Source organism: Trinickia camelliae (assembly GCF_053525655.1).
Genome location: NZ_JBCHAA010000010.1, coordinates 204,585 through 223,515, shown reverse-complemented (window position 1 = coordinate 223,515; position 18,931 = coordinate 204,585). Strand labels below are relative to the sequence as shown.

The 18,931-nt window shown below is 64.5% G+C and carries 19 protein-coding genes; 8 read left to right on the top strand and 11 right to left on the bottom strand.

The genetic code is table 11. From position 1 onward, the window contains the following. Positions 1-205: 205 nt before the first annotated feature. The 4 genes from AAHK20_RS18420 (at position 206) to AAHK20_RS18405 (ending at position 4,214) form a co-directional block, all read left to right on the top strand. Positions 206-2,098, top strand: a complete 1,893-nt coding sequence (locus AAHK20_RS18420) for a bifunctional sugar phosphate isomerase/epimerase/4-hydroxyphenylpyruvate dioxygenase family protein (RefSeq protein WP_449182936.1) — start codon at positions 206-208, stop codon at positions 2,096-2,098. Positions 2,099-2,165: 67 nt separating this feature from the next. Then, positions 2,166-3,344 (top strand): porin, encoded by a 1,179-nt coding sequence (locus AAHK20_RS18415; protein ID WP_449182935.1) that lies wholly within the window; start codon positions 2,166-2,168, stop codon positions 3,342-3,344. 148 nt (positions 3,345-3,492) lie between these two features. Beyond that, entirely contained in the window at positions 3,493-3,831 is a 339-nt protein-coding gene (locus tag AAHK20_RS18410; protein ID WP_449182934.1) for a hypothetical protein, read from the top strand. 122 nt (positions 3,832-3,953) lie between these two features. Then, a complete protein-coding gene (locus tag AAHK20_RS18405; protein WP_449182933.1) occupies positions 3,954-4,214 on the top strand; it encodes a hypothetical protein in 261 nt (86 codons plus the stop codon). A 12-nt stretch (positions 4,215-4,226) separates the two neighbouring features. Here the strand turns inward: AAHK20_RS18405 and AAHK20_RS18400 are convergent, their stop codons facing one another. Beyond that, the gene (locus AAHK20_RS18400; RefSeq protein WP_449182932.1) at positions 4,227-5,318 is read right to left on the bottom strand and encodes a TAXI family TRAP transporter solute-binding subunit; all 1,092 of its coding nucleotides are present in this window, start codon (positions 5,316-5,318) and stop codon (positions 4,227-4,229) included. Positions 5,319-5,476: 158 nt separating this feature from the next. Next, the gene (locus AAHK20_RS18395) at positions 5,477-6,823 is read right to left on the bottom strand and encodes a hypothetical protein (protein WP_449182931.1); all 1,347 of its coding nucleotides are present in this window, start codon (positions 6,821-6,823) and stop codon (positions 5,477-5,479) included. A gap of 298 nt (positions 6,824-7,121) precedes the next feature. On the opposite strand from AAHK20_RS18395, the gene AAHK20_RS18390 reads away from it, so the two are divergent. After that, positions 7,122-7,883 carry an SDR family oxidoreductase gene (locus AAHK20_RS18390; RefSeq protein WP_449182930.1) on the top strand — a complete coding sequence of 254 codons (762 nt, stop codon included), beginning with the start codon at positions 7,122-7,124 and terminating at the stop codon, positions 7,881-7,883. Positions 7,884-7,900: 17 nt separating this feature from the next. Here the strand turns inward: AAHK20_RS18390 and AAHK20_RS18385 are convergent, their stop codons facing one another. The 5 genes from AAHK20_RS18385 to AAHK20_RS18365 are packed head-to-tail and all read right to left on the bottom strand — an operon-like array spanning position 7,901 to position 12,419. Then, the gene (locus AAHK20_RS18385) at positions 7,901-8,689 is read right to left on the bottom strand and encodes a PAS domain-containing protein (RefSeq protein ID WP_449182929.1); all 789 of its coding nucleotides are present in this window, start codon (positions 8,687-8,689) and stop codon (positions 7,901-7,903) included. A 47-nt stretch (positions 8,690-8,736) separates the two neighbouring features. Continuing rightward, positions 8,737-10,068, bottom strand: coding sequence for an FAD-dependent oxidoreductase (locus tag AAHK20_RS18380; RefSeq protein ID WP_449182928.1), 1,332 nt, complete (start codon positions 10,066-10,068; stop codon positions 8,737-8,739). After that, positions 10,068-10,343 (bottom strand): (2Fe-2S)-binding protein, encoded by a 276-nt coding sequence (locus AAHK20_RS18375; protein WP_449182927.1) that lies wholly within the window; start codon positions 10,341-10,343, stop codon positions 10,068-10,070. Before AAHK20_RS18375 ends, AAHK20_RS18380 begins: the two co-directional genes overlap by 1 nt. Continuing rightward, positions 10,336-11,475, bottom strand: a complete 1,140-nt coding sequence (locus AAHK20_RS18370) for an NAD(P)/FAD-dependent oxidoreductase (protein WP_449182981.1) — start codon at positions 11,473-11,475, stop codon at positions 10,336-10,338. The genes AAHK20_RS18375 and AAHK20_RS18370 overlap by 8 nt, the downstream gene beginning before the upstream one ends. Continuing rightward, complete coding sequence (locus AAHK20_RS18365; RefSeq protein ID WP_449182926.1) at positions 11,472-12,419, bottom strand: 4-hydroxyproline epimerase; 948 nt, start codon at positions 12,417-12,419, stop codon at positions 11,472-11,474. Before AAHK20_RS18365 ends, AAHK20_RS18370 begins: the two co-directional genes overlap by 4 nt. A gap of 199 nt (positions 12,420-12,618) precedes the next feature. Between AAHK20_RS18365 and AAHK20_RS18360 the strand changes: the two genes are divergently transcribed. Continuing rightward, a complete protein-coding gene (locus tag AAHK20_RS18360; RefSeq protein ID WP_449182925.1) occupies positions 12,619-13,524 on the top strand; it encodes a dihydrodipicolinate synthase family protein in 906 nt (301 codons plus the stop codon). An 8-nt stretch (positions 13,525-13,532) separates the two neighbouring features. On the opposite strand, the gene AAHK20_RS18355 is transcribed toward AAHK20_RS18360, so the two are convergent. Then, a complete protein-coding gene (locus AAHK20_RS18355) occupies positions 13,533-14,234 on the bottom strand; it encodes an AIM24 family protein (protein WP_449182924.1) in 702 nt (233 codons plus the stop codon). Positions 14,235-14,424: 190 nt separating this feature from the next. Here AAHK20_RS18355 and AAHK20_RS18350 point away from each other — a divergent pair, with 190 nt between their 5' ends. Continuing rightward, complete coding sequence (locus tag AAHK20_RS18350) at positions 14,425-15,900, top strand: MFS transporter (RefSeq protein WP_449182923.1); 1,476 nt, start codon at positions 14,425-14,427, stop codon at positions 15,898-15,900. Positions 15,901-15,942: 42 nt separating this feature from the next. On the opposite strand, the gene AAHK20_RS18345 is transcribed toward AAHK20_RS18350, so the two are convergent. Together AAHK20_RS18345 and AAHK20_RS18340 are read right to left on the bottom strand one after the other, a co-directional pair. Further along, on the bottom strand, positions 15,943-16,215 hold the full coding sequence (locus AAHK20_RS18345; protein ID WP_449182922.1) for a hypothetical protein: 273 nt from the start codon (positions 16,213-16,215) through the stop codon (positions 15,943-15,945). A 67-nt stretch (positions 16,216-16,282) separates the two neighbouring features. Then, positions 16,283-16,717, bottom strand: a complete 435-nt coding sequence (locus AAHK20_RS18340; protein ID WP_449182921.1) for a DoxX family protein — start codon at positions 16,715-16,717, stop codon at positions 16,283-16,285. A 351-nt stretch (positions 16,718-17,068) separates the two neighbouring features. Here AAHK20_RS18340 and AAHK20_RS18335 point away from each other — a divergent pair, with 351 nt between their 5' ends. Beyond that, positions 17,069-17,797, top strand: coding sequence for a DeoR/GlpR family DNA-binding transcription regulator (locus AAHK20_RS18335; RefSeq protein ID WP_449182920.1), 729 nt, complete (start codon positions 17,069-17,071; stop codon positions 17,795-17,797). Positions 17,798-17,872: 75 nt separating this feature from the next. On the opposite strand, the gene AAHK20_RS18330 is transcribed toward AAHK20_RS18335, so the two are convergent. After that, positions 17,873-18,919, bottom strand: coding sequence for an ABC transporter permease (locus AAHK20_RS18330; RefSeq protein WP_449182919.1), 1,047 nt, complete (start codon positions 18,917-18,919; stop codon positions 17,873-17,875). Positions 18,920-18,931 lie beyond the last annotated feature (12 nt).

Here is an 18,931-nt window from a genome sequence, read left to right as displayed (position 1 = left end):
AAGTGTGCCTGTGTCATCGCGTCGCGTCTTTTGGGGTTTTCCAGAATTTGTACGGTCTAGTTAGTTTGTATAATTCACGGAAATTCGACTGGTATTGGCGGCTAAGCTCGAACCATAGATTGGATCAAATGGTTCATTTCAGCTTCGCCGCCAGTTTCATCCGGATCGATTTTTCGCCCCATTCCGCCTTCGCAGGAGCTTCACCATGCAACGTTCGATAGCCACCGTATCCATCAGCGGAACGCTTGCTGAAAAGCTGGCCGCGATCCGGCAGGCGGGCTTCGACGGCGTCGAAATCTTCGAAAACGACCTGCTTTACTTCGACGGCTCGCCCGCCGAAGTGCGCCGGATCGCCGAAGACTTGGGGTTGAAGATCGTGCTGTTCCAGCCGTTCCGCGACTTCGAGGGCGTGAGCGCCGAGCGCCTCGCCCGCAATCTCGATCGCGTGAAGCGCAAGTTCGACTTGATGCATGAGTTGGGCTGCGACCGCATCCTCGTGTGCAGCAACGTGTCGCCGGACACGATCGCCGACGATGCGCTGATCGTCGATCAGCTCGGCGCGCTGGCGAATGCTGCTAGCCAAGCGGGCGTGGTGGCCGCGTACGAAGCGCTCGCATGGGGACGCCACGTGAATTCGTACCGCCACGCTTGGCGGCTTGTCGACGCGGTGAATCATCCGCACCTCGGACTCGCGCTCGACAGCTTCCATACGTTGTCGCTGAACGATTCGGTCGACGAGATCGCCGCGATCCCGGGCGAGCGCATCGCCTTCGTGCAACTCGCCGATGCGCCGAAGCTCGCGATGGACGTGCTCGAATGGAGCCGCCATTACCGGTGCTTCCCGGGCCAAGGCGATTTCGATCTTGCCCGCTTCACGGCGCGCGTGATCGAAGCGGGCTACACGGGCCCGCTGTCGCTCGAGATTTTCAACGATGGGTTTCGCGCCGCGCAAACCGCCATCACGGCGAAGGACGGCTATCGCTCGCTGCTGTACCTCGAAGAACAGACGCGCGCGCATCTGGCACGCGAAAGCGTCAAGCCGCGCGCCGGGCAGCCGCTGTTCGAGCCGCCCGCGCCGCCGGCGCACGTCGGCTTCCAGTTCCTCGAATTCGCCGTCGACGCGGCCACCGGCGCGCAAGTCGCCGATTGGCTCGGCAAGCTGCGCTTTCGCCTCGCGGGCCGCCATCGTTCAAAGGACGTCACGCTCTATCAGCACGGCGCCGCGTCGATCGTGCTGAACGCCGAGCGCGATTCGTTCGCCGACGCGTTCTACCAACGGCATGGACTGTCGCTGTGCGCATCAGCGTTTCGCGTCGACGATGCGAAGGTCGCTTTCGAGCGCGCCGCCGGTTTTGGCTATACGCCGTTCTCGGGCCGCGTCGGGCCGAACGAGCGCGTGCTGCCGAGCGTGCAGGCGCCGGACGGCAGCCTCGAATATTTCGTCGACGAAGCGCCCGACGCGCCGACGCTCTACGAATCGGACTTCGTGCTCACCGACGTCAACGGCCCCACCGAAGTCGGGCCGCTCACGAGCATCGACCACGTCTGCCTCGCGCTGCCCGCCGATGCGCTCGACACCTGGATTCTGTTCTTCAAGACCGCGTTCGGCTTCGACGCCGAACCAAGCTGGGTCGTGCCCGATCCGTACGGTCTGGTGCGCAGCCGCGCGGTGAGAAGCCGCGACGGCTCCGTGCGCATTGCGCTCAACGCGTCGGCGGACCGCCATACGGCGGTGGCCGACGCGCTCGACACCTACCACGGTTCGGGCCTGAACCACGTCGCGTTCCGCAGCGACGACATCTTCAGCGCGATCGACCAATTCGTCGCCGACGGCGTGCCGTTCCTGCGCATTCCGCGCAATTACTACGACGACCTCGCGGCCCGCTACGCGCTGCCCGACGAGCTGATCGACGCGCTCGCCGAAAAACACATCCTGTACGACCGAGACGAGCGCGGGGGCGAGTTCTTCCACGCCTATACCGAGCAGATCGGCCGGCGCTTCTCGCTGGAGATCGTCGAGCGCCGCGGCGGCTACGACGGTTATGGCGCGGTCAACGCAGCCGTGAGACTCGCCGCGCAAGCCCGGAACCGCAAGTAGTTCCATCCGCCGCACCGCAATACCGCAGCACTACAACAATTCGTCAACGACACCGGAGACTTTTTTGATGAAATCTGGCTTCACGATCAAGCGGGCCCTGTTCGCCGCAGGCGCCGCTCTCGCCACGACCCCGGCCTGGGCGCAAAGCAGCGTCACGCTGTACGGCGTGGTGGACGACGCGATCACCTACGTCAACAACCAGAAAGGCAGCTCGAACGTGTATCTGCGGCAAGGCAACTTGTACGCGTCGAAATTCGGCTTCAAGGGCTCGGAGGATCTGGGCGGCGGCACCAAGGCGATCTTCGACCTGCAGGCCGGCTTCGATCCGAACACTGGCGCGGCGCAGACCTCGGGCCTGCTCTTCAATCGCCAGTCGTATGTGGGCTTGCAGAACGCGCAATACGGCACGGTCACGGCCGGCCGCCAGTACACGCCGTATTACCTGATGGTCGGTCCGCTTACCGGCAGCAACTGGCTCACCGGCGCAACCGGCGCGCATCCGGCCGACATCGACGGACTCGACACCACCATCCGCATCAACAATTCGGTCACGTATACGTCGCCGACTTACTACGGCCTCACCGCAAGCGCGATGTACGCGCTCAGCGGCATCGCGGGCAGCCCCGGCAAAGGCCAGACCTGGAGCGGCGGGCTCAGCTACGCGAACGGCCCGATGACCCTCGGCGCCGGCTACCTGCGCATGAACAACACCGGGCTCACGAAGGGGTTCGACCCGAGCGCCACCGCGCAGCTCGGCACGTCCGCGCTGAACCAGGGGTACATCTCGGCCCGCGCGGTCCAGCACATCGCCGCCGCCGGCAACTATGCGCTCGGCAATCTGACGCTCGGCTTGAACTATTCGAACGTCCAGTACCTGGCGGGCGGCAGCTCGCTGTTCAGGAATACCGCAGTCTTCAACAGCTACGGCGCGCTCGCCGACTATCGCTTCACGCCCGCCTTCGATATCGCGGGCGGCTTTGCGTACACGGCGGCGTCGAAGGCCAACGGCATCACGAGCGCGGCGCGCTACGAGCAATACTCGCTGCGCGAGTCGTACCGCTTGTCGAAACGCACGACGCTCTACTCGACGCAGGCTTACCAGCACGCGAGCGGCAATACGCTCGGTACCGCAGGCGCGGGCAATATCATCGCGGCCGCGCCCGCTGTCGGCGACTCTCAAAACACGACGCCGTCGTCGACGCACGCGCAGTTCGTCGCGATGTTCGGCTTGGCGGTCACGTTCTGAGCGAGAAAGGCGGCTCACATCGATATGTTCTAATGGCGGCTGTTCCGCCGCGCGCCGCGGTGCAGGGTGTTAGGGCCTAATGACATATGGAAACTGACCCTATTGCCCGCCGCGCGCGGCGTTTTCCTTTCAGGAGCACCGCAGATTCATGAAACGACTCACCCTCGCCGCAGCCGTATCGATCCCCTTGCTCGTCGCCGGATGCAGCCTGTTTCAGAGCAACCCGGATTCCGGCGAGCCTGAAATCGATCATGCGACCAATCGCTCGGTCAACGATGTCGTCGCATGCCTGACGCAAGACGCCATCAAGCACGGCGTCAGCTTCAAATCTATGCCGATCCCACAAGGCACGATGCTCGAGTTCGGTGATTCGAACGTCGTCAAGGTGCGCGACGACAACGGCCAGACGTCGTATCGCTTCTATCCGGGCGAGCGCCACATGTCGAACCTCTGGCTCGAAAGCGCGAGCAAGACCTGCGCGCCGTAATCGTCGTAATCGGTTGTAAGGCGCTGACGGTACAGAAAATGCGGTATAGGTCCGCGTTTTAAGAATCGCTTAAGTCTTCTTGACGATCATCCGCAAGCAGAATCAGCGACAGGAACGCGAAAATGAACGAGCTGAACCGCCTGCCGGACCGCGCAGCCGCGCCCGCCAAGCAACCGCATATCTTGCGGCGCCTTTTGAGCCACCACGAGCTGGCCACGCTGCTTCTATTGCTGCACTCTCCCATCGACTTCAAGGCGAAGCCCGAAATTCCGATGCTGCAGGAAGCAGGACTCGTCGAGATGGTGAACGGCTCGCAAGACAGCCCGCGCTTTCAATTGACCTCGGAAGGCAACGCGGTCCTGCGCGGGCTCGGCGCCGCTTGATCGCCGCTTGATCTATTTGCAAAGCATCAGCAGCTGTTCCTCCGACGAACACGGCGCCTTCGGCTTTTCCTCCGCCACGGGCCGCGGTTGTGGCCGTTGCGCCATGGCCGCCCGGCGCGCAAGGCACGCGCGCAAGTGGCGCTCCACCGGCGGGTAGTACTTCCAGCCCGAACTCAGCGGCGGCAATTCGAGTTTCACTTCCTTCCATTTCGGATGACCGTGCGCCTGCAGGTCGTCGAAGTGCGTGCACAGCGAGTCGGCGAAACGGTCCAGGTTGCCGACCGTGTCGCGCAATCCATAGTCGTAAGTCACCAGATAGGCTTTGACGGTCCACGTCGGCACGTCGTCCTTGAGCCAGTTCGGATAGCTGCTCTGGCGAATGACGTCCGTGAAATACGTCTGCTTGCCGCGTGTCGTTTCAGGTGCGTTCGGATCGAGCTTGAGGAACTTGAGCTGCGCGAGCAGCTCCGGGTTCATATCGGTGAAAATCTTCGCCGGCTGGCCGGCGACAACGATCGCCACGTCGATCTGCTTCGCGATCAACTGCGCGAGCGAGTCTTCGTTGCTCAAGTGCGCGATATTCGCATCGTCGATCGGACGGCCGAACATCAGGCGGTACAGCGTCGTGCCTGATTGCGCCGTACCGCTGCCGATCAGCCCGACGCTGATGTTCTTGCCCTTGATGTCCTGGATGTACTCCATCTGCGAATCGGCGCGGACGACGAAATAGATCTCCTCGTTATAGAGCGGCATGATGAGGCGCAGCGGACGGATGATCGTGCCCGCTTCGTCGTTGCCCGCATCGGCCATATCGACAAATGCCTGATACACGTCCGACTGCACGAGCGCGAGCTTCACGCCCGGCTCGTAGCGCATGCGCTGCACGTTCTCGGCCGAGCCTTTCGAGGCCAGCACATCGAGATCGATGCCCGCCGGAGCCGCGACGTACTTCGCGAGATCCGCGCCGATCTGGATGTAGGTGCCCCTTTCCGGTCCCGTGACTATCTTGTAGTGCGCTTCGGCGCGCGCCTGGCCCGCCGAGCCGAGCGTCGCAAGCAACGCGAACGCCACTGTCCCCAACCCCGCCACTATCGTCCTGATCATGGTGCACCTGTTGGCCTGGTTCACATCTCGTGCACAGCATGTGTCCGACGTGCCGTGCCGCCCCTCATCGTTGTGCGCAAGTACAGCGCACGCTCCTGATTTTCATCTGACGCCGTGTTGGGCCAGCTCGGCCCCGGCCGCGTCGATCATGTGACGCGTTACTGACTATTCGGCTGATCGGAACTGGGCGCCGGCGGCGGGGCCTTGCCCCAGCCCGATTCGCGGATCGAGCGCACGACCAGCGATTTCGCTTCGGCGCTGCTCGAGTCGGCCGACAGCGCGTCGCCTGCGTTGTGCCAGACACAGGTCCACTGGCCTTGTTGCGCACAGCCTCGCGCGGTGCGCAGCGAGGCGTCGCGCGCCTGCTCGCGTGTCTGCAGCTCTTGACGAAGTCTTTGTGCGTCGGCGTTGTCCGGCTGCGCGGCGATGACGTCGTTCAACGCGGCGCGCGCACCCGTCAGATCGTTCTTTTGCAGGCTCGCTTGAATCGACTGAAGATCGCGCGGAATCGCCTTGCCGCGATGATCGGCGGACTCTGGCGCCGCAGCGGCGATCGCGGCCTGAGCGGGGGGCTGCGGGACCGGCTGCGCGGGTGGCGCCACTGTTTTTGCCTGCGGCGGCGCGGGCGCTTGCGCCGATGCCTGGGCGCGCGGGATGGTTGGCGGCAGCAGCGGTGGCTGTTCAGCTTTCGACTGGGCTTGCATTCTTGCTTGCGCTTGCGCTTGGGCCTGTAACTTCGCCTGCGCTTGAGCCTGGGCTTGTAACTTCGCCTGCGCTTGAGCCTGGGCTTGTAACTTTGCCTGCGCTTGTTGCATCGCCAGCGCCTGCGCTTGTTGCTTCGCCAACGCTAGCGCTTGTTGCTTCGCCAGCGCTTGAGCTTGAGCCTGTTGCTTCGCTTGCGCTTGTGCCTGCTGCTGGGCTTGTTGTTTCGCCTGCGCCTGCGCTTGTGCCTGCAGCTGGGCTTGTTCTTGCGCCGCCTGCATATTGCGCGACGCCGCCGCGTGCGAAGCAGGCGCGGCAACCGCCGCGCTCGCCGCTGCCGGACGCTCGAATCCCGGCGTGACCGTACCGACGGCCGTACGCGACATCATCTCTTCGACGTGTGCTGCCTCATTGTCGAACTGATGCAGCAGCACGAAGCCGCCGAACAGCACCGCGAACGCGACGAGCGTCAGCCCGGCTCCTCGGCTCAAGCCCCAATGCCGCGCACCGCCGGGCAGCGGCGACGCGGTGGCGCCCGCCGACAAGCTCCCGCCGCCCGCCGCCGCGAACAGCGGCACGGGCGGCGTAGGTATCGACAGCTCGACGCGCGGCAAGTCGGCGGCAGAGGGCTTTGATGCAGCGGCTGCAGAATTCGCGGAAGCGCTCGCGGCCGAATCGGCGCCTAGCGCCACCCGCGCACTCGCGCCGCAATGAGGACAGAAGGAGATTGGTTCGAGCAGCAATCCGCCGCAGCGTTTGCACGCCACCGGAAAGGCCGCTTCAGGAGTGGATTGGCTAGACATAGCCGGACCCTTGGATGAATACGCGACGGATACTGCAAACCGACATCGCGGCGGCTGCGCTCAAAAGGCCATACGCTGTCAACGCGCTTCGCCGTCGAAGAGAAGACGACGAAAGGGGTCACAAATTTTTAATCAATATGTGTCACTTGGGGGCCCGCGTCAAGCAATGCCGCCGGTTCGCAACTAGTATTAATCCGCCATAAATCCAGCATTTTTTCGCACGTTTATTCGTATTCCTCTAGAATTAATAAAGTATGTTTTTATCTCCGCTTGATACCCCTTAATAGGAAGACATTCGATGAATGCAACATCAGGAAAAGTCGCCTTGGTCACCGGCGCGAGCAATGGCATTGGACGCGCCGTCGCGCTCAAGCTGCTGTCCCACGGGTATCGCGTCGTGCTTGCGGCGCGCAACGAGGCGGCGCTCGATGCGCTCGCCGAGTCCGCACAGAAACGCGGCGAAGATGCGCTTGCGGTCGCCGCCGACATCACCGATGCATCGAGCGTCGCCGCGCTCTTCGCAGCAACGCGGCAACGCTACGGGCGGCTCGATCTGCTCTTCAACAATGCAGGCCGCAGCGCGCCGCCCGTCGAAATCGACCAGCTCAGCGTCGATGACTGGCGCGCGGTGGTCGACACCAACCTGACCGGCGCGTTCCTCTGCACGCGCGAAGCCTTCGCGATGATGAAGTCGCAAACGCCGCAAGGCGGCCGCATCATCAACAATGGTTCGATCTCGGCGCATGCGCCCCGCCCGTTCAGCATCGCCTATACGGCCACCAAGCACGCGATCACCGGCCTGACCAAATCCACGTCGCTCGATGGGCGCAAGTACGACATCGTCTGCGGCCAGATCGACATCGGCAACGCGGCCACCGATATGACGGAGCGCATGGCCGGAGGCGTGCCGCAGGCGAATGGGGAATTGGCGCCCGAGCCGACCATGAACGTCGAGCACGTCGCCGATGCCGTGCTGCACATGGCGGAGTTGCCGCTCGAAGCGAACGTGCAATTCATGACGATCATGGCAAGCAAGATGCCGTTCGTCGGACGAGGCTGACGCCGTTCAGCTCAATGTCAGCGCGCTGTGCCGTTGAGCATCATTCGATACTCGGTCGGCGTGATGCCGACCGTCGCCTTGAATTGCCGCGTGAAGGCGCTGTGATCGGTGTAGCCGCACAACGCGGCGACGTCGGTCACCTTGTCGTTCGAGACCAGCAGCGCCGTCGCGGCATCGAGCCGCGTCTTCAGCAGCACTTGTCGCGGCGTCAGGTGAAACACCTTGTGAAAATAGCGCTCCAGTTGCGCCACCGACATGTCCGCCATCTCCGCCAGGTGCTTGAGATTCAGCGGCTGCACATAGTTGTCCTGGATGTATTGCACGACAGCCGCGAGACGGCTGTAGGCCGGATGCGTGCCTTCGTCGGCCTTGAGATCGCGCGAGATGCCGGTCAGGCCGACCACGCTGCCCGCCGCATTGCGCAGCGGCACCTTGGTCGTCAGGCACCAGCCCGGTTGCCGGCCGGGATAGAGATGCAGCTCGAGCTGGTCGAGCATCGGGTTGCCCGCGCCGATGATCGCCTGGTCCTGCGCCATGTAGACACGGCCAAAGCGGCGCGGGAAGACGTCTTCAGTGGTCTTGCCGAGCAGCTCGCTCTTCTCCTTGCAGCCGCAGCGCCGCGCGAGCGTGCGGTTCACCAGCGCATAGCGCGCGTCGCGGTCCTTCACGAAGAAGACGACGTCGGGCAGCGCGTCGAATACGGGCTCGAGCATCGCGAAGTGCGTGAGCATGTCGGCAAGCGTGGCCGCCGCGGGCGCGGTGGGCAGGTCGAGGGAAACGTTCGGCGCTAAAGCCTGCGTGTTCATGGTCGAGGGTGTCTCGCGGCACGGCCAGATGGGGAACGTGCGGTCGATTATAGGTCCGCGGAATCGTCGTCAGGCGCCGCCGCGATGAGCGTTGAGATCTGTGCGGGGCTGAACGGCGGGCGGGGTGGTGGGGCGTTCCAGGTTTGCGCGCGGCCGCCATTCGCGGGCCTGCCTAGGGTGGCCTCGCCGAAGTACGTCTGGGCGGCAGTGCCGCAAATACGCCCTTGGCACGGTCCCATGCCGCAGCGCGCATGCAACTTCGCGTCGCGCCAAGTCGAATGAGCAGCGGCTTCACCGAATGTGACGTCCTCACAGCGGCACAAGAGCGTATCGGCTGGCGGCGGTTCGCAGGCGGCCGTGCCGAGCGCAAAGGCCCGCTCGACGCGGCCCGCAAAGCGGGCCCAGCGCTCGCGCGCACGCCACAGCGCGGACGGGATACCAGCGCCGCTCGCGGCCAGCCCGGCGAGTTCGCCTTCGATGCGCGCGAGTTCCATCCCGCCGATGCCCGTGCATTCGCCCGCGGCGAACACGCCCACCACCGTTGTGCGCTGCACATCGTCGACTGCGATTGCACCATCAGGCCCCGCCACCAACTCGCAGCCGAGCGCCTGCGCCAGCGTCACGTTCGGCACGAGACCGTAGCCACATGCCACGCGGTCGCAAGCTAGCGTGAGATCGCGCGCGCCACGCCGGATGACAACCTCTTCGACACGGCCTTCACCGCGCGCTTCGCGCACGACGCTGCCGGTCCAATAACGCAGGCCGGCGAAACCCCGCGTCAAACGCGCAGCCTGCCAGAGCTTCGACGGCGTCGCCGCGAGCGTGACGCCAAAACGCGCCACGGAAGCCGCACTCGCCTGTTCGACAACCGCGCGCACCTGCGCACCGGCCTCGCGCGCGGTGGCGAGCGCCGCCATCAGCAACGGCCCGCTGCCCGCGATCACGACGCGCTCGCCGCGCACCGGCATGCCGCCTTTGATGAGCGCTTGCAAACCGCCGGCGCCGGTCACACCGGGCAGCGTCCAGCCTGGAAACGGCAGCAAGCGTTCGCGCGCACCGGTCGCGAGGATCAGGCGATCGTAGGAAAGCGTCGCCCCGCCCTGTTCCGACGATTCGATCAGCAATCCCTTGGCGGGCATCAGCGCGATCACACGTGTGGAAGGCCATAACGTGACGTTCGAGCAGGCCGAGAGCGCGCTAAGCGCATCGCGCAACGGCGTTGCCTCAGCGCGATTCGGCCCTTGCCGCCAGACCTGGCCGCCCGCGCGCGGATTGTCGTCGAGCACCGCGATGCACGCGCCGCTTGCCGCCGCCGCGCGCGCCGCACTCAAGCCGGCAGGCCCCGCGCCGACGACCACGATGTCGTAGTGCAAGCTCATCACCCGGCTCCCGTAACGATGGTCATGCCATCGCGGCAAACGGTCTGGCACGCGAGAACATGCGCGCGGCCATCGACCGTCACCCTGCACTCCTGGCACACGCCCATGCCGCACAGCATGGCGCGCGATTCGCCCGTCACTGATACCCGGCTGCCACGTATGCCATCCGCCAACACAAGAGCGGCTGCGACCGTCGTGTGGACAGGCACGTGAAGCGCCTGTCCGTCGACCGTCACGGCCACCTGTGCCACGTGTTCGCGATTCGCCTCACGCATGACACGCTCCCGCGATCGATCCGACCGGAAAGCGCTCAGGCAAATACGGCTCGATGGGAATGGCGGACTCGGTCCCGGCAATCTGCGCCGCGAGCAGCTTTGCCGTCGCGAGCGCGGTCGTCACGCCGAGACCCTCGTGCCCCGTCGCGAGCCACACCCCGGGCGCGGCAGCCCCGGCCGGGCCGATGAGCGGCAGACCGTCGGGCGTCGCCGCCCGAAAACCGGTCCAGGCGCGCAGGCCGTTCATTTGCGGCAGCATCGGCAGATAACGCGCCGCGCGCTTCAGCATCCGCGCGAGCACGGGCATTTCGACGGCGGGATCGGTGGTCTCGAACTGACGCGACGAGCCGATCAGCAATTGACCTGTGGGACGCGGCTGGGCATTGAATGCGACCGACGTGCCCGCCGCGTGATGCGCGCTCTTGATATAGCCGAGTTCGAGCAATTGATGGTGGATGAAGCCCGGATAGCGATCGGTGATCAGCAAGTGGCCTTTTTTCGGCTGTATCGGCAATGACGGCATCAGCTGCCGCGCGCCGAGGCCGTTCGCGAGGACGATATGCGCGCCGTTCACGCGCTCGCCGTTGGCGAGCGTCGCGTGCGTGGCATCGAGTTCGCGCACTTCGCTCCCAAGACGAACACGGATGCGCGCCGCGCCGGATGATTGCGCGAGCAACCATTGCGCGGCGGCCGGTGCGTAGACGATGCTGTCGTGCTCCACCAGCAAGCCGCCCGCCATCGAGGGCGCCAGCGCCGGTTCGCAAGCTCGCAGTGCGCCGGCATCGAGCAACTGCGCCGCCACATGGTTCGCCGTGAGCGCGTCGTGCATCGCGCGCGCGGCATCCCATTCCTCTTCGTCGGCGGCTACCCATAGCGTGCCGCAGCGCGAGAACGCATCGCGCACGCGCAACTGCGGCGCCAGTTCGAGCCACAAGTCGCGCGAATAGCGGGAGAGCGCGAGTTCGGCGGGAGAATCGTTCATCACGACCAGATGGCCCATGCCCGCCGCCGTCGCGCCGCCGCCGATGCCTTGCGCGTCGAGCACGTCCACCGTCATTCCGCGCGCGGCCAGTTCGGCGGCGCAGGCCGCGCCGACGATCCCGGCCCCGACGATCACGACATCAGCCGTCATGCGGTGCGTATGCCCCATGCGAACGGATCTTGCGCGTCGAAGCACAAGCGCCCTTCGGCCATGATGTGCGCGTGCCCGGTGATGGTCGGCACGATCGTGCCCGCTCGATCGCTTTCGACGTAACGCGCCTCGAACACGCTGCCGATGATGCTTTCCTGCCGCCACACCTCGCCCGGCGCGAGCTTACCGTCGGCGGCGAGGCACGCGAGCTTCGCGCTCGTGCCGGTGCCGCACGGCGAGCGGTCGTAAGCATTGCCGGGGCATAGCACGAAGCTGCGGCTATCAATGCCGTCGCGCGAGCCTGGGCCGAACAGTTCGATATGGTCGATCAGCGCACCGTCGGCGCCGGTAATGTTCTGCGCGATCAACGCATCGCGCACCGTCGACGTAAACGCCGTCAGCTCGGCGATGTTCGCGGGCACGAGCGTGCGCCCATGTTCGGAGACGAGGAAAAACCAGTTGCCGCCCCACGCGATATCGCCCGTCAGCGGCCCATGCCCCGGCACGTCGACCGTGACCGCGTGCCGATGGCGATACGCCGGCACGTTCTGAACCGACACGCTACGATCGTCATTGAGGGTCGCCTCGACGACGCCGACCGGCGTTTCGATCCGATGGCGCCCGGGCTCGATCCGCCCCATATGCGCTAGCGAAACGATGAGCCCGATCGTGCCGTGCCCGCACATGCCGAGGTAGCCGACGTTGTTGAAATAAATGACGCCCGCGGCACAATCGGAAGCGTGCGGCTCGCACAAGAGCGCGCCGACGATCACATCGGACCCGCGCGGCTCGGTCACGATGCCCGCGCGCCAATCGTCGAAGCGCTCGCGCAGCGTGACAAGCCGCTCGGCGAGCGGGCCACGGCCGAGATCGGGGCCGCCGGACACGACCAGGCGGGTGGGCTCGCCGCCGGTGTGCGAATCGATGATGTTGACGGTTTTCATGGGGCCAATGGTAGGAACGCGCACGCCTGCCGTCTTGGCGGCGTTGCGCGTACGACGTGACGATTTCGGCACAACTCACAAAGCGCATCCCTGTGCCGAAATCGTCATCCGGCACGCGCGAATGACGCAAGACGCCACAATTTCTGATGCTTACACTGCGCTTCAAATCCTACTCGGGACTTACATCAGGAGAGACGACATGGCACATATCTGGGAAGGCGTTCTGCCCGCGGTCACCACCAAATTTCACGCAGATTTCAGCATAGACCATGAATGGACGAAGAAGAATATCGAGGCACAGATCGAAGCCGGCGTCGACGGCATCATCGTGTGCGGCTCGCTTGGCGAAGCGTCGACGCTCTCGCTCGACGAAAAGCTCGAAGTGCTCGATATCGCCGTCGATGCGTCGCGCGGCCGGGTGCCGGTACTGTTGACGGTGGCGGAAAACAGCACGCTCGACGGCTGCCGCCAGGTCGAGCAAGGCGCGAAGCGCGGCGCGTCCGGCTATATGGTGCTGCCGGGCCTGCGCTACCTATCCGACCGGCGCGAAACGCTCAACCACTTCCGCATGGTGGCCAACGCCAGCCCGCTGCCGCTGATGATCTACAACAATCCGCTCGCGTACGGCGTCGACATGACGCCCGATATGTTCGCGGAGATCGCCGACGAAAAGAAAATCGTCGCGATCAAGGAGTCGTGCGGTGACGTGCGGCGCGTGACGGATCTGATCAACGCGGTCGGCGACCGCTACGCGATTCTGTGCGGCGTCGACAACCTCTCAATGGAAGCGATGCTGATGGGTGCGCACGGTTGGGTCGCGGGGCTCGTCTGCGCGTTTCCGCGCGAAACGGTTGCGATCTACAAGCTCGTCAAGGCGGGGCGTCTCGACGAAGCGCGCAAGATCTATCGCTGGTTCGCACCGCTGCTCGCGCTCGATGTTTCGCACAAGCTCGTGCAGAACATCAAGCTAGCCGAAGCGATCGTCGGCCTCGGCACGGAGCCTGTGCGCCCGCCGCGTCTGCCGCTCGCGGGCGACGAACGCAAGGCCGTCGAATCGCTGATCCGTCACTCGATCGAAACGCGGCCCGCGCTGCCGTCGCTTTGAGCTGAACGTTACCGCTCCTCAGTCGAGTTGTTCACATACATCGACTGAATCCCCACCCGCCCGGGGCCGGTAAACCGGTTCACCGTGAAGTTAAAGCCGGCCCCGAACAAGCCGCTCGTCAGTCTGTCGACGACGGTTTCCATCTTGACCTGCGGGTCTTTGTAGAGCCAGCCGCCCGGCTCGATGTCGATCGTCTCGCCGGGCGCGAGCACCTTTTCGAAGACGTTGCCGTAGCCGTGCAACCACAGCACGCCTTCGCCGCCGTGCCCGCGAAACTTGTCGACGAAGAAGCCGGTCTGCCCGAACAGCATGTTCGCGATGCCGCGAATCCGCTCGTAGGTGTACTCGATATTCGCCGTCGCCGCGAGGAACTGGTGCTCGCGCACATGCAGCTCTTCGCCCTCGCGCAGATGAATCGGCACGACATGGCCCGCGCCGTCGCGGCTGAACGCGATGATGCCCTCGCCGCTCGCTTCCGTGACGAACACCTGCATGCCCGCCAGCATCCGCTTGACTGCGCCCTTCACGGCCTTGATGCCGATGCGCACGTTCGAGTTCTTCCACAGCAGGATGTGGTGCTCGAAGTACACGGACTGCCTCGACACATCGATCGACAACACCGGCACCAGCTCGCCGCCGATGTGATAAGTCACGCCGCCGAAGCTCTCGTCGGACGCCGCCGTGGGCATGAGACGCGGTAACTCGTTCATTGTTATCCCTCGCTGTCAGTGGTCTGTCGGTGGTGCGCTCGAATCGCGCGATTGTAGCGGGTATGGGGGATGCTGCCAGTACCGTCATGCGCGGAATGCAAGACACGCGACATCGACCCTTCAGCAAGGACCGAAACGTCGGCAGGCTCAAGCGCCCTACGATGGGTGTGTCGAAACCGCGATCAAGCTCATGAACCCGACCACCTCAACCTTCACGCCCGCGATCACGCGCATCCTCGCCACGGTGAGCATCGCCTTCGTCGTCACGCAGCTCGACGTCACGATCGTCAATATCGCCCTGCCGCGCATCGGCGCCGAACTCGGCGCCGACGTCGCGGCCCTGCAATGGATCGTCGACGCCTATACGCTCGCGTTCGCCGTGCTGATGCTGTCGGCGGGCGTGCTCGGCGACCGCTTCGGCGCGCGGCGCCTGTTCGCGGGCGGCATTGCGCTCTTCGCGCTCTCGTCGCTCGCGTGCGGGCTCGCCCCAAACGTGGAAACACTGATCGGCGCGCGCGCCGTGCAAGGTGTGAGCGCGGCGGCGATGCTGCCGAATTCGCTCGCCTTGCTCAACCAGGCGTGCCGCCACGATCCAGGTTTGCGAGCGCGCGCAGTCGGACTCTGGACCGCATCGGGAGCGGTTGCGATTGCGGCAGGGCCAATCGCAGGCGGGCTGCTGATTGCCGCGTTCGGCTGGCGCAGTATCTTTCTCGTCAATCTGCCGATTTGCGCAGCGGGTCTGTTGGCTGCCTACGCTTGGGTGCCCGCTCTCGCACAACGGCAAGCATCGTTGCCGCACGGCTCGACGAACAAGGTGCACGCACGTACCAGCGGCATCGATCTGCCCGGCCAGTGCCTCGCCATCGTCACGCTCACGGCCTTCACCGGCGCGGTCATCGAACTGCGTCCGCTCGGCTTCATGCATCCGCTCATCGCCGGCGGCTTTGCGCTCGCGCTCGTGGCGGCAATCGCCTTTATCGCCGTGCAGGCACGCAGCTCGGCGCCGATGCTGCCGCTCTCGCTGTTCCGCGACGCGACGTTCAGCGCTGCAGTGCTGTTCGGCGTCTGCGTGAACTTCGCCTACTACGGGATGGTGTTCGTGCTGAGCCTCTTCCTGCAGCGCGTGCATGGCGACACGCCGCTTCAGGCCGGCCTCGCCTTCCTGCCGCTGACAGGCGGCTTCCTGATCTCGAACGTCGTGAGCGGCTGGGTGGTCGGACGCTATGGTCCGCGCGTGCCGATGATCCTCGGCGCGGCGACGGGCGCGCTCGGCTACGGCCTGCTGCACGCGACGCAAGCGTCCACGCCGACGCTCGCGCTCCTGCTGCCGTTCCTGCTGATTCCGTCCGGCATGGGCCTCGCGGTGCCGGCGATGACGACGGCCATCCTCGCGTCGGTCGAGCCGCACCGCGCGGGCACCGCATCGGCGGTGCTCAACACGGCGCGGCAAGCGGCCGGTGCGGTTGGCGTCGCGGCATTCGGCGCGCTTGCAAGCGGCGCGACGGCCGCGCATGTCGTGTTCGGCCTGCAGGCTTCGGCCGCGATCGCATCGGGATTGCTCGTGGTGGGCGGCGTGCTCGCGTGCTTCATTCACCCGCATTCGCATCGGCGCGAGCCGGTTCGATCGGCCGCCGCAGTGGCGCAATCATGTCGTGGCGGGGACTAGCTAGTTAGCGATCAAGCGATCGCCCCGTCATCGCTGGAGCGGCTAAAGCGTCGCGTTCTGAATCGAGCCCGTATCGAGCGCGCGCTCGATCAAGCCTTCTTCCTTCGCTTTGCGGACTGCGTCGGCAAGCAGCACGTCGGGGGCTTCGATCTCGGCCCGAATCGCACCGAACAGTCCGGATGCGTCGAGCACCACCATCGTTTCCGCCGAGTCCTCCCGGCTGATGATCACGCGATGCTTCGACTCCCCTTCCCCGAGGCTCGCGCAAAACGACATCATTTCTCCGCCGATCAATTGCTCGAAGTTCAGAATCATCGCTACCCTCCGTTCAGAGCCGAAGCGCTCGATTCAATCGATCAAGCAAGCTCCATGCACGCGGCGCTCAGCGCAGCCCGCGCCCGCCACGCGGGGCCCGTGCGCCGTCGATGCTGATGCCGCCGGCACCTGTCACAAAGAGCAGAAGAAAGCCGCCTGCCATCGCCACGTTTTTCCAGAAGTGAATCACCATATCGCGCTGCATGGCAGGGTCGGTCACGTTCCAGAAATCGTGGCCGAGCACGGCCGTAACGACGCAATACACCGCCATGAAGAGGCCAAGCGGCCGGACCTTGAAGCCGAGCACGAGGAACAAGCCGCCCAGCACTTCGACCGCTACCGCGATCGGCGCGCCGACCTGCACGAACGGCACGCCCTTCGCTTGCAAATACCCGACAAAGCCCGCATACCCCAGCAGCTTCATGACACCGCTCCAAAGAAACAACACCGACAGAGCAAGACGTGCAATGAAAATAACGCCGGAATCGACGGGACGCGTCATGAGGTAACTCCTGAATTCAATCGAGTGAAGAAACGATGCGGCGTTCGCGCGAGGCGCGGGTTGACCGTCAGAATATGTGCTGGACAGCCGTTTTCCAAGCAAAAAGCGCTTGCGAAACGTAGGTCGTGCATGACTGCGTTCTACTGCGCGCACTGTAAAAATGACATCGGCAGCGCGCGCGTTATGCATCGACCCGCGCATGCGGCGCGAGTTCAACACCGGCAAAAACGAAGGAAAAGCCCGCGCCGATCTCGCCGTTTCACAAGGCCGTTGTTATAATCTTCTCAATTCTCCGATACAAATATAACGCTCGCTGCCACGCTCAATTGCAGCGTCCTTTCCAGGGCCACCATGCTGAAGACCGACCGCCTGCGCTCGCTCGCCGACGCGCTCGCCAAGCAGAACGTCATGCACCTGCGCGACGCCGCCACGCTACTCGGCGTATCCGAAATGACCGTGCGGCGCGACATCGCCGGAAACCCCGAGCGCTTCACCTATCTCGGCGGCTATATCGTCAGCGCCGACGATGTGCCGAACTCCGCGGGCTACTCGCTCGAGCAGGAAACGGATCACTTTGCGCTTGCGAAGGCGCAGGCGTCGGGGCACGCCGCGAAACTGATCGCCGACAACGAGACGATCTTCATCGATTGCGGCACGACGCTCACCTCGCTCGCGCGCCTGATTCCGGCCGACTATCACGTCACAGTCGTCTGCTATTCGCTGAACATCGCCGAAATCCTGCGGCGCATGCCGAACGTGCGGATGATTCTGCTGGGCGGCGTCTATGTGCCGTCATCGGATTCGTTCAGCGGCGACGAAAGCCTCGAGATGCTGCGCCGCATGGGGATCAACAAGGCCTTCATTTCCGCCGGCGGCGTCGACACGGCGCGCGGCGTCACTTGCTGGAATTTTCATGAAGTCGCGCTGAAACAGGCGGCGATGGCGAGTGCCGTCGAGCGGCATTTGGTTGTGGACGCAAGCAAATTCGGCGTCGTGAAGGCGGTGCGTTTTTCTCAGGTCGATGATTTTGATTCGATCATCACGGAGAAGGGGCAGGAACTGCGCAAGCGCATGGTGTAAAAAAAGCGGCTCGAAAGCCGCCAAGACTCAAGCGTGGCGTTCGTTTCCGAACGGCCGCGCGCCTCAAAAGAAGTCTTAGGTTCCTCGCCGCCGCAGCGCGAACAACGTCCCCGCGATCAAAATGAAGGCGCCGATGATCACCTTCTGCCAGGTGCTCGGAATGCCGATCAGGATCAGCACGTTGTTGATCATCGTGACCAGCACGACGCCGAGCAGCGTCCCGATCACCGTGCCGCTGCCGCCCGTGATGCGCGCGCCGCCGAGGATCACCGCAGCGATCACGTCGAGCTCGCTGCCGACCAAATCGAACGGATTCGCGAGCCGGTTGTTCGCGACGTGCAGAATGCCCGCGATACCCGCCAGCATCCCCGTATAGCCGAACACGAACAGGTGGATCGCGCGCAGGTTGTAGCCGAGCCGCTCGGCGATCGCGAGGCTGCCGCCCATCGCGTAGACGGCGCGGCCCATCATCGTCCGGTTCAACAGCCACCACGTGAGCCACGCCGCCGCGAACAGCGCGATCACCGAGACCGGCAGCACCGCATGCAGCCCGTCGGCCGTCTGATAAGAAAAGAGCGGCAGCTTGCCGAAACGGTCCATGCTGTGCGGGATATTCATGAAGAACGTCGTGCCGACGAACGTCAGCAAGATCCCGCGATACAGGTACAGCGTGCCGATCGTGACGATCAGCGACGGCGCCTTCAACCTGTGCACGAGCAGCCCGTTGATCACGCCGAGCACGATGCCGCCCACGGCGCCCGTCATGAGAATCAGCGCGAACGGCGCATCGGGCCACCAGGCGAAGACGGCCTTCGTGATCGAGTACATCGTCAGCGCGCCGATCGCGGTGAACGATACGTCGATGCCGCCCGACGCCAGCACGACGAGCGTGCCGAGAGCGAACAGCGACATCGTCGTCGCCGAATGCAGCATGTCGAACAGCGTCGCCCACTGGAAGAAGCGCGGATTGATCGCGCCGACGATCACGCATGTGAGCACGATCAGCGCGGCCGTGAACCACTCGGGGTTGCGCGAGAGCTTCATGCGCCAGTTGAGGGGCCTGACCTGCGGTGCAGTTCCGGCGGTTTCGGCGGCGTTCGGGGTAGTCATGGTCTGGTTCATGCGCATGTCCAT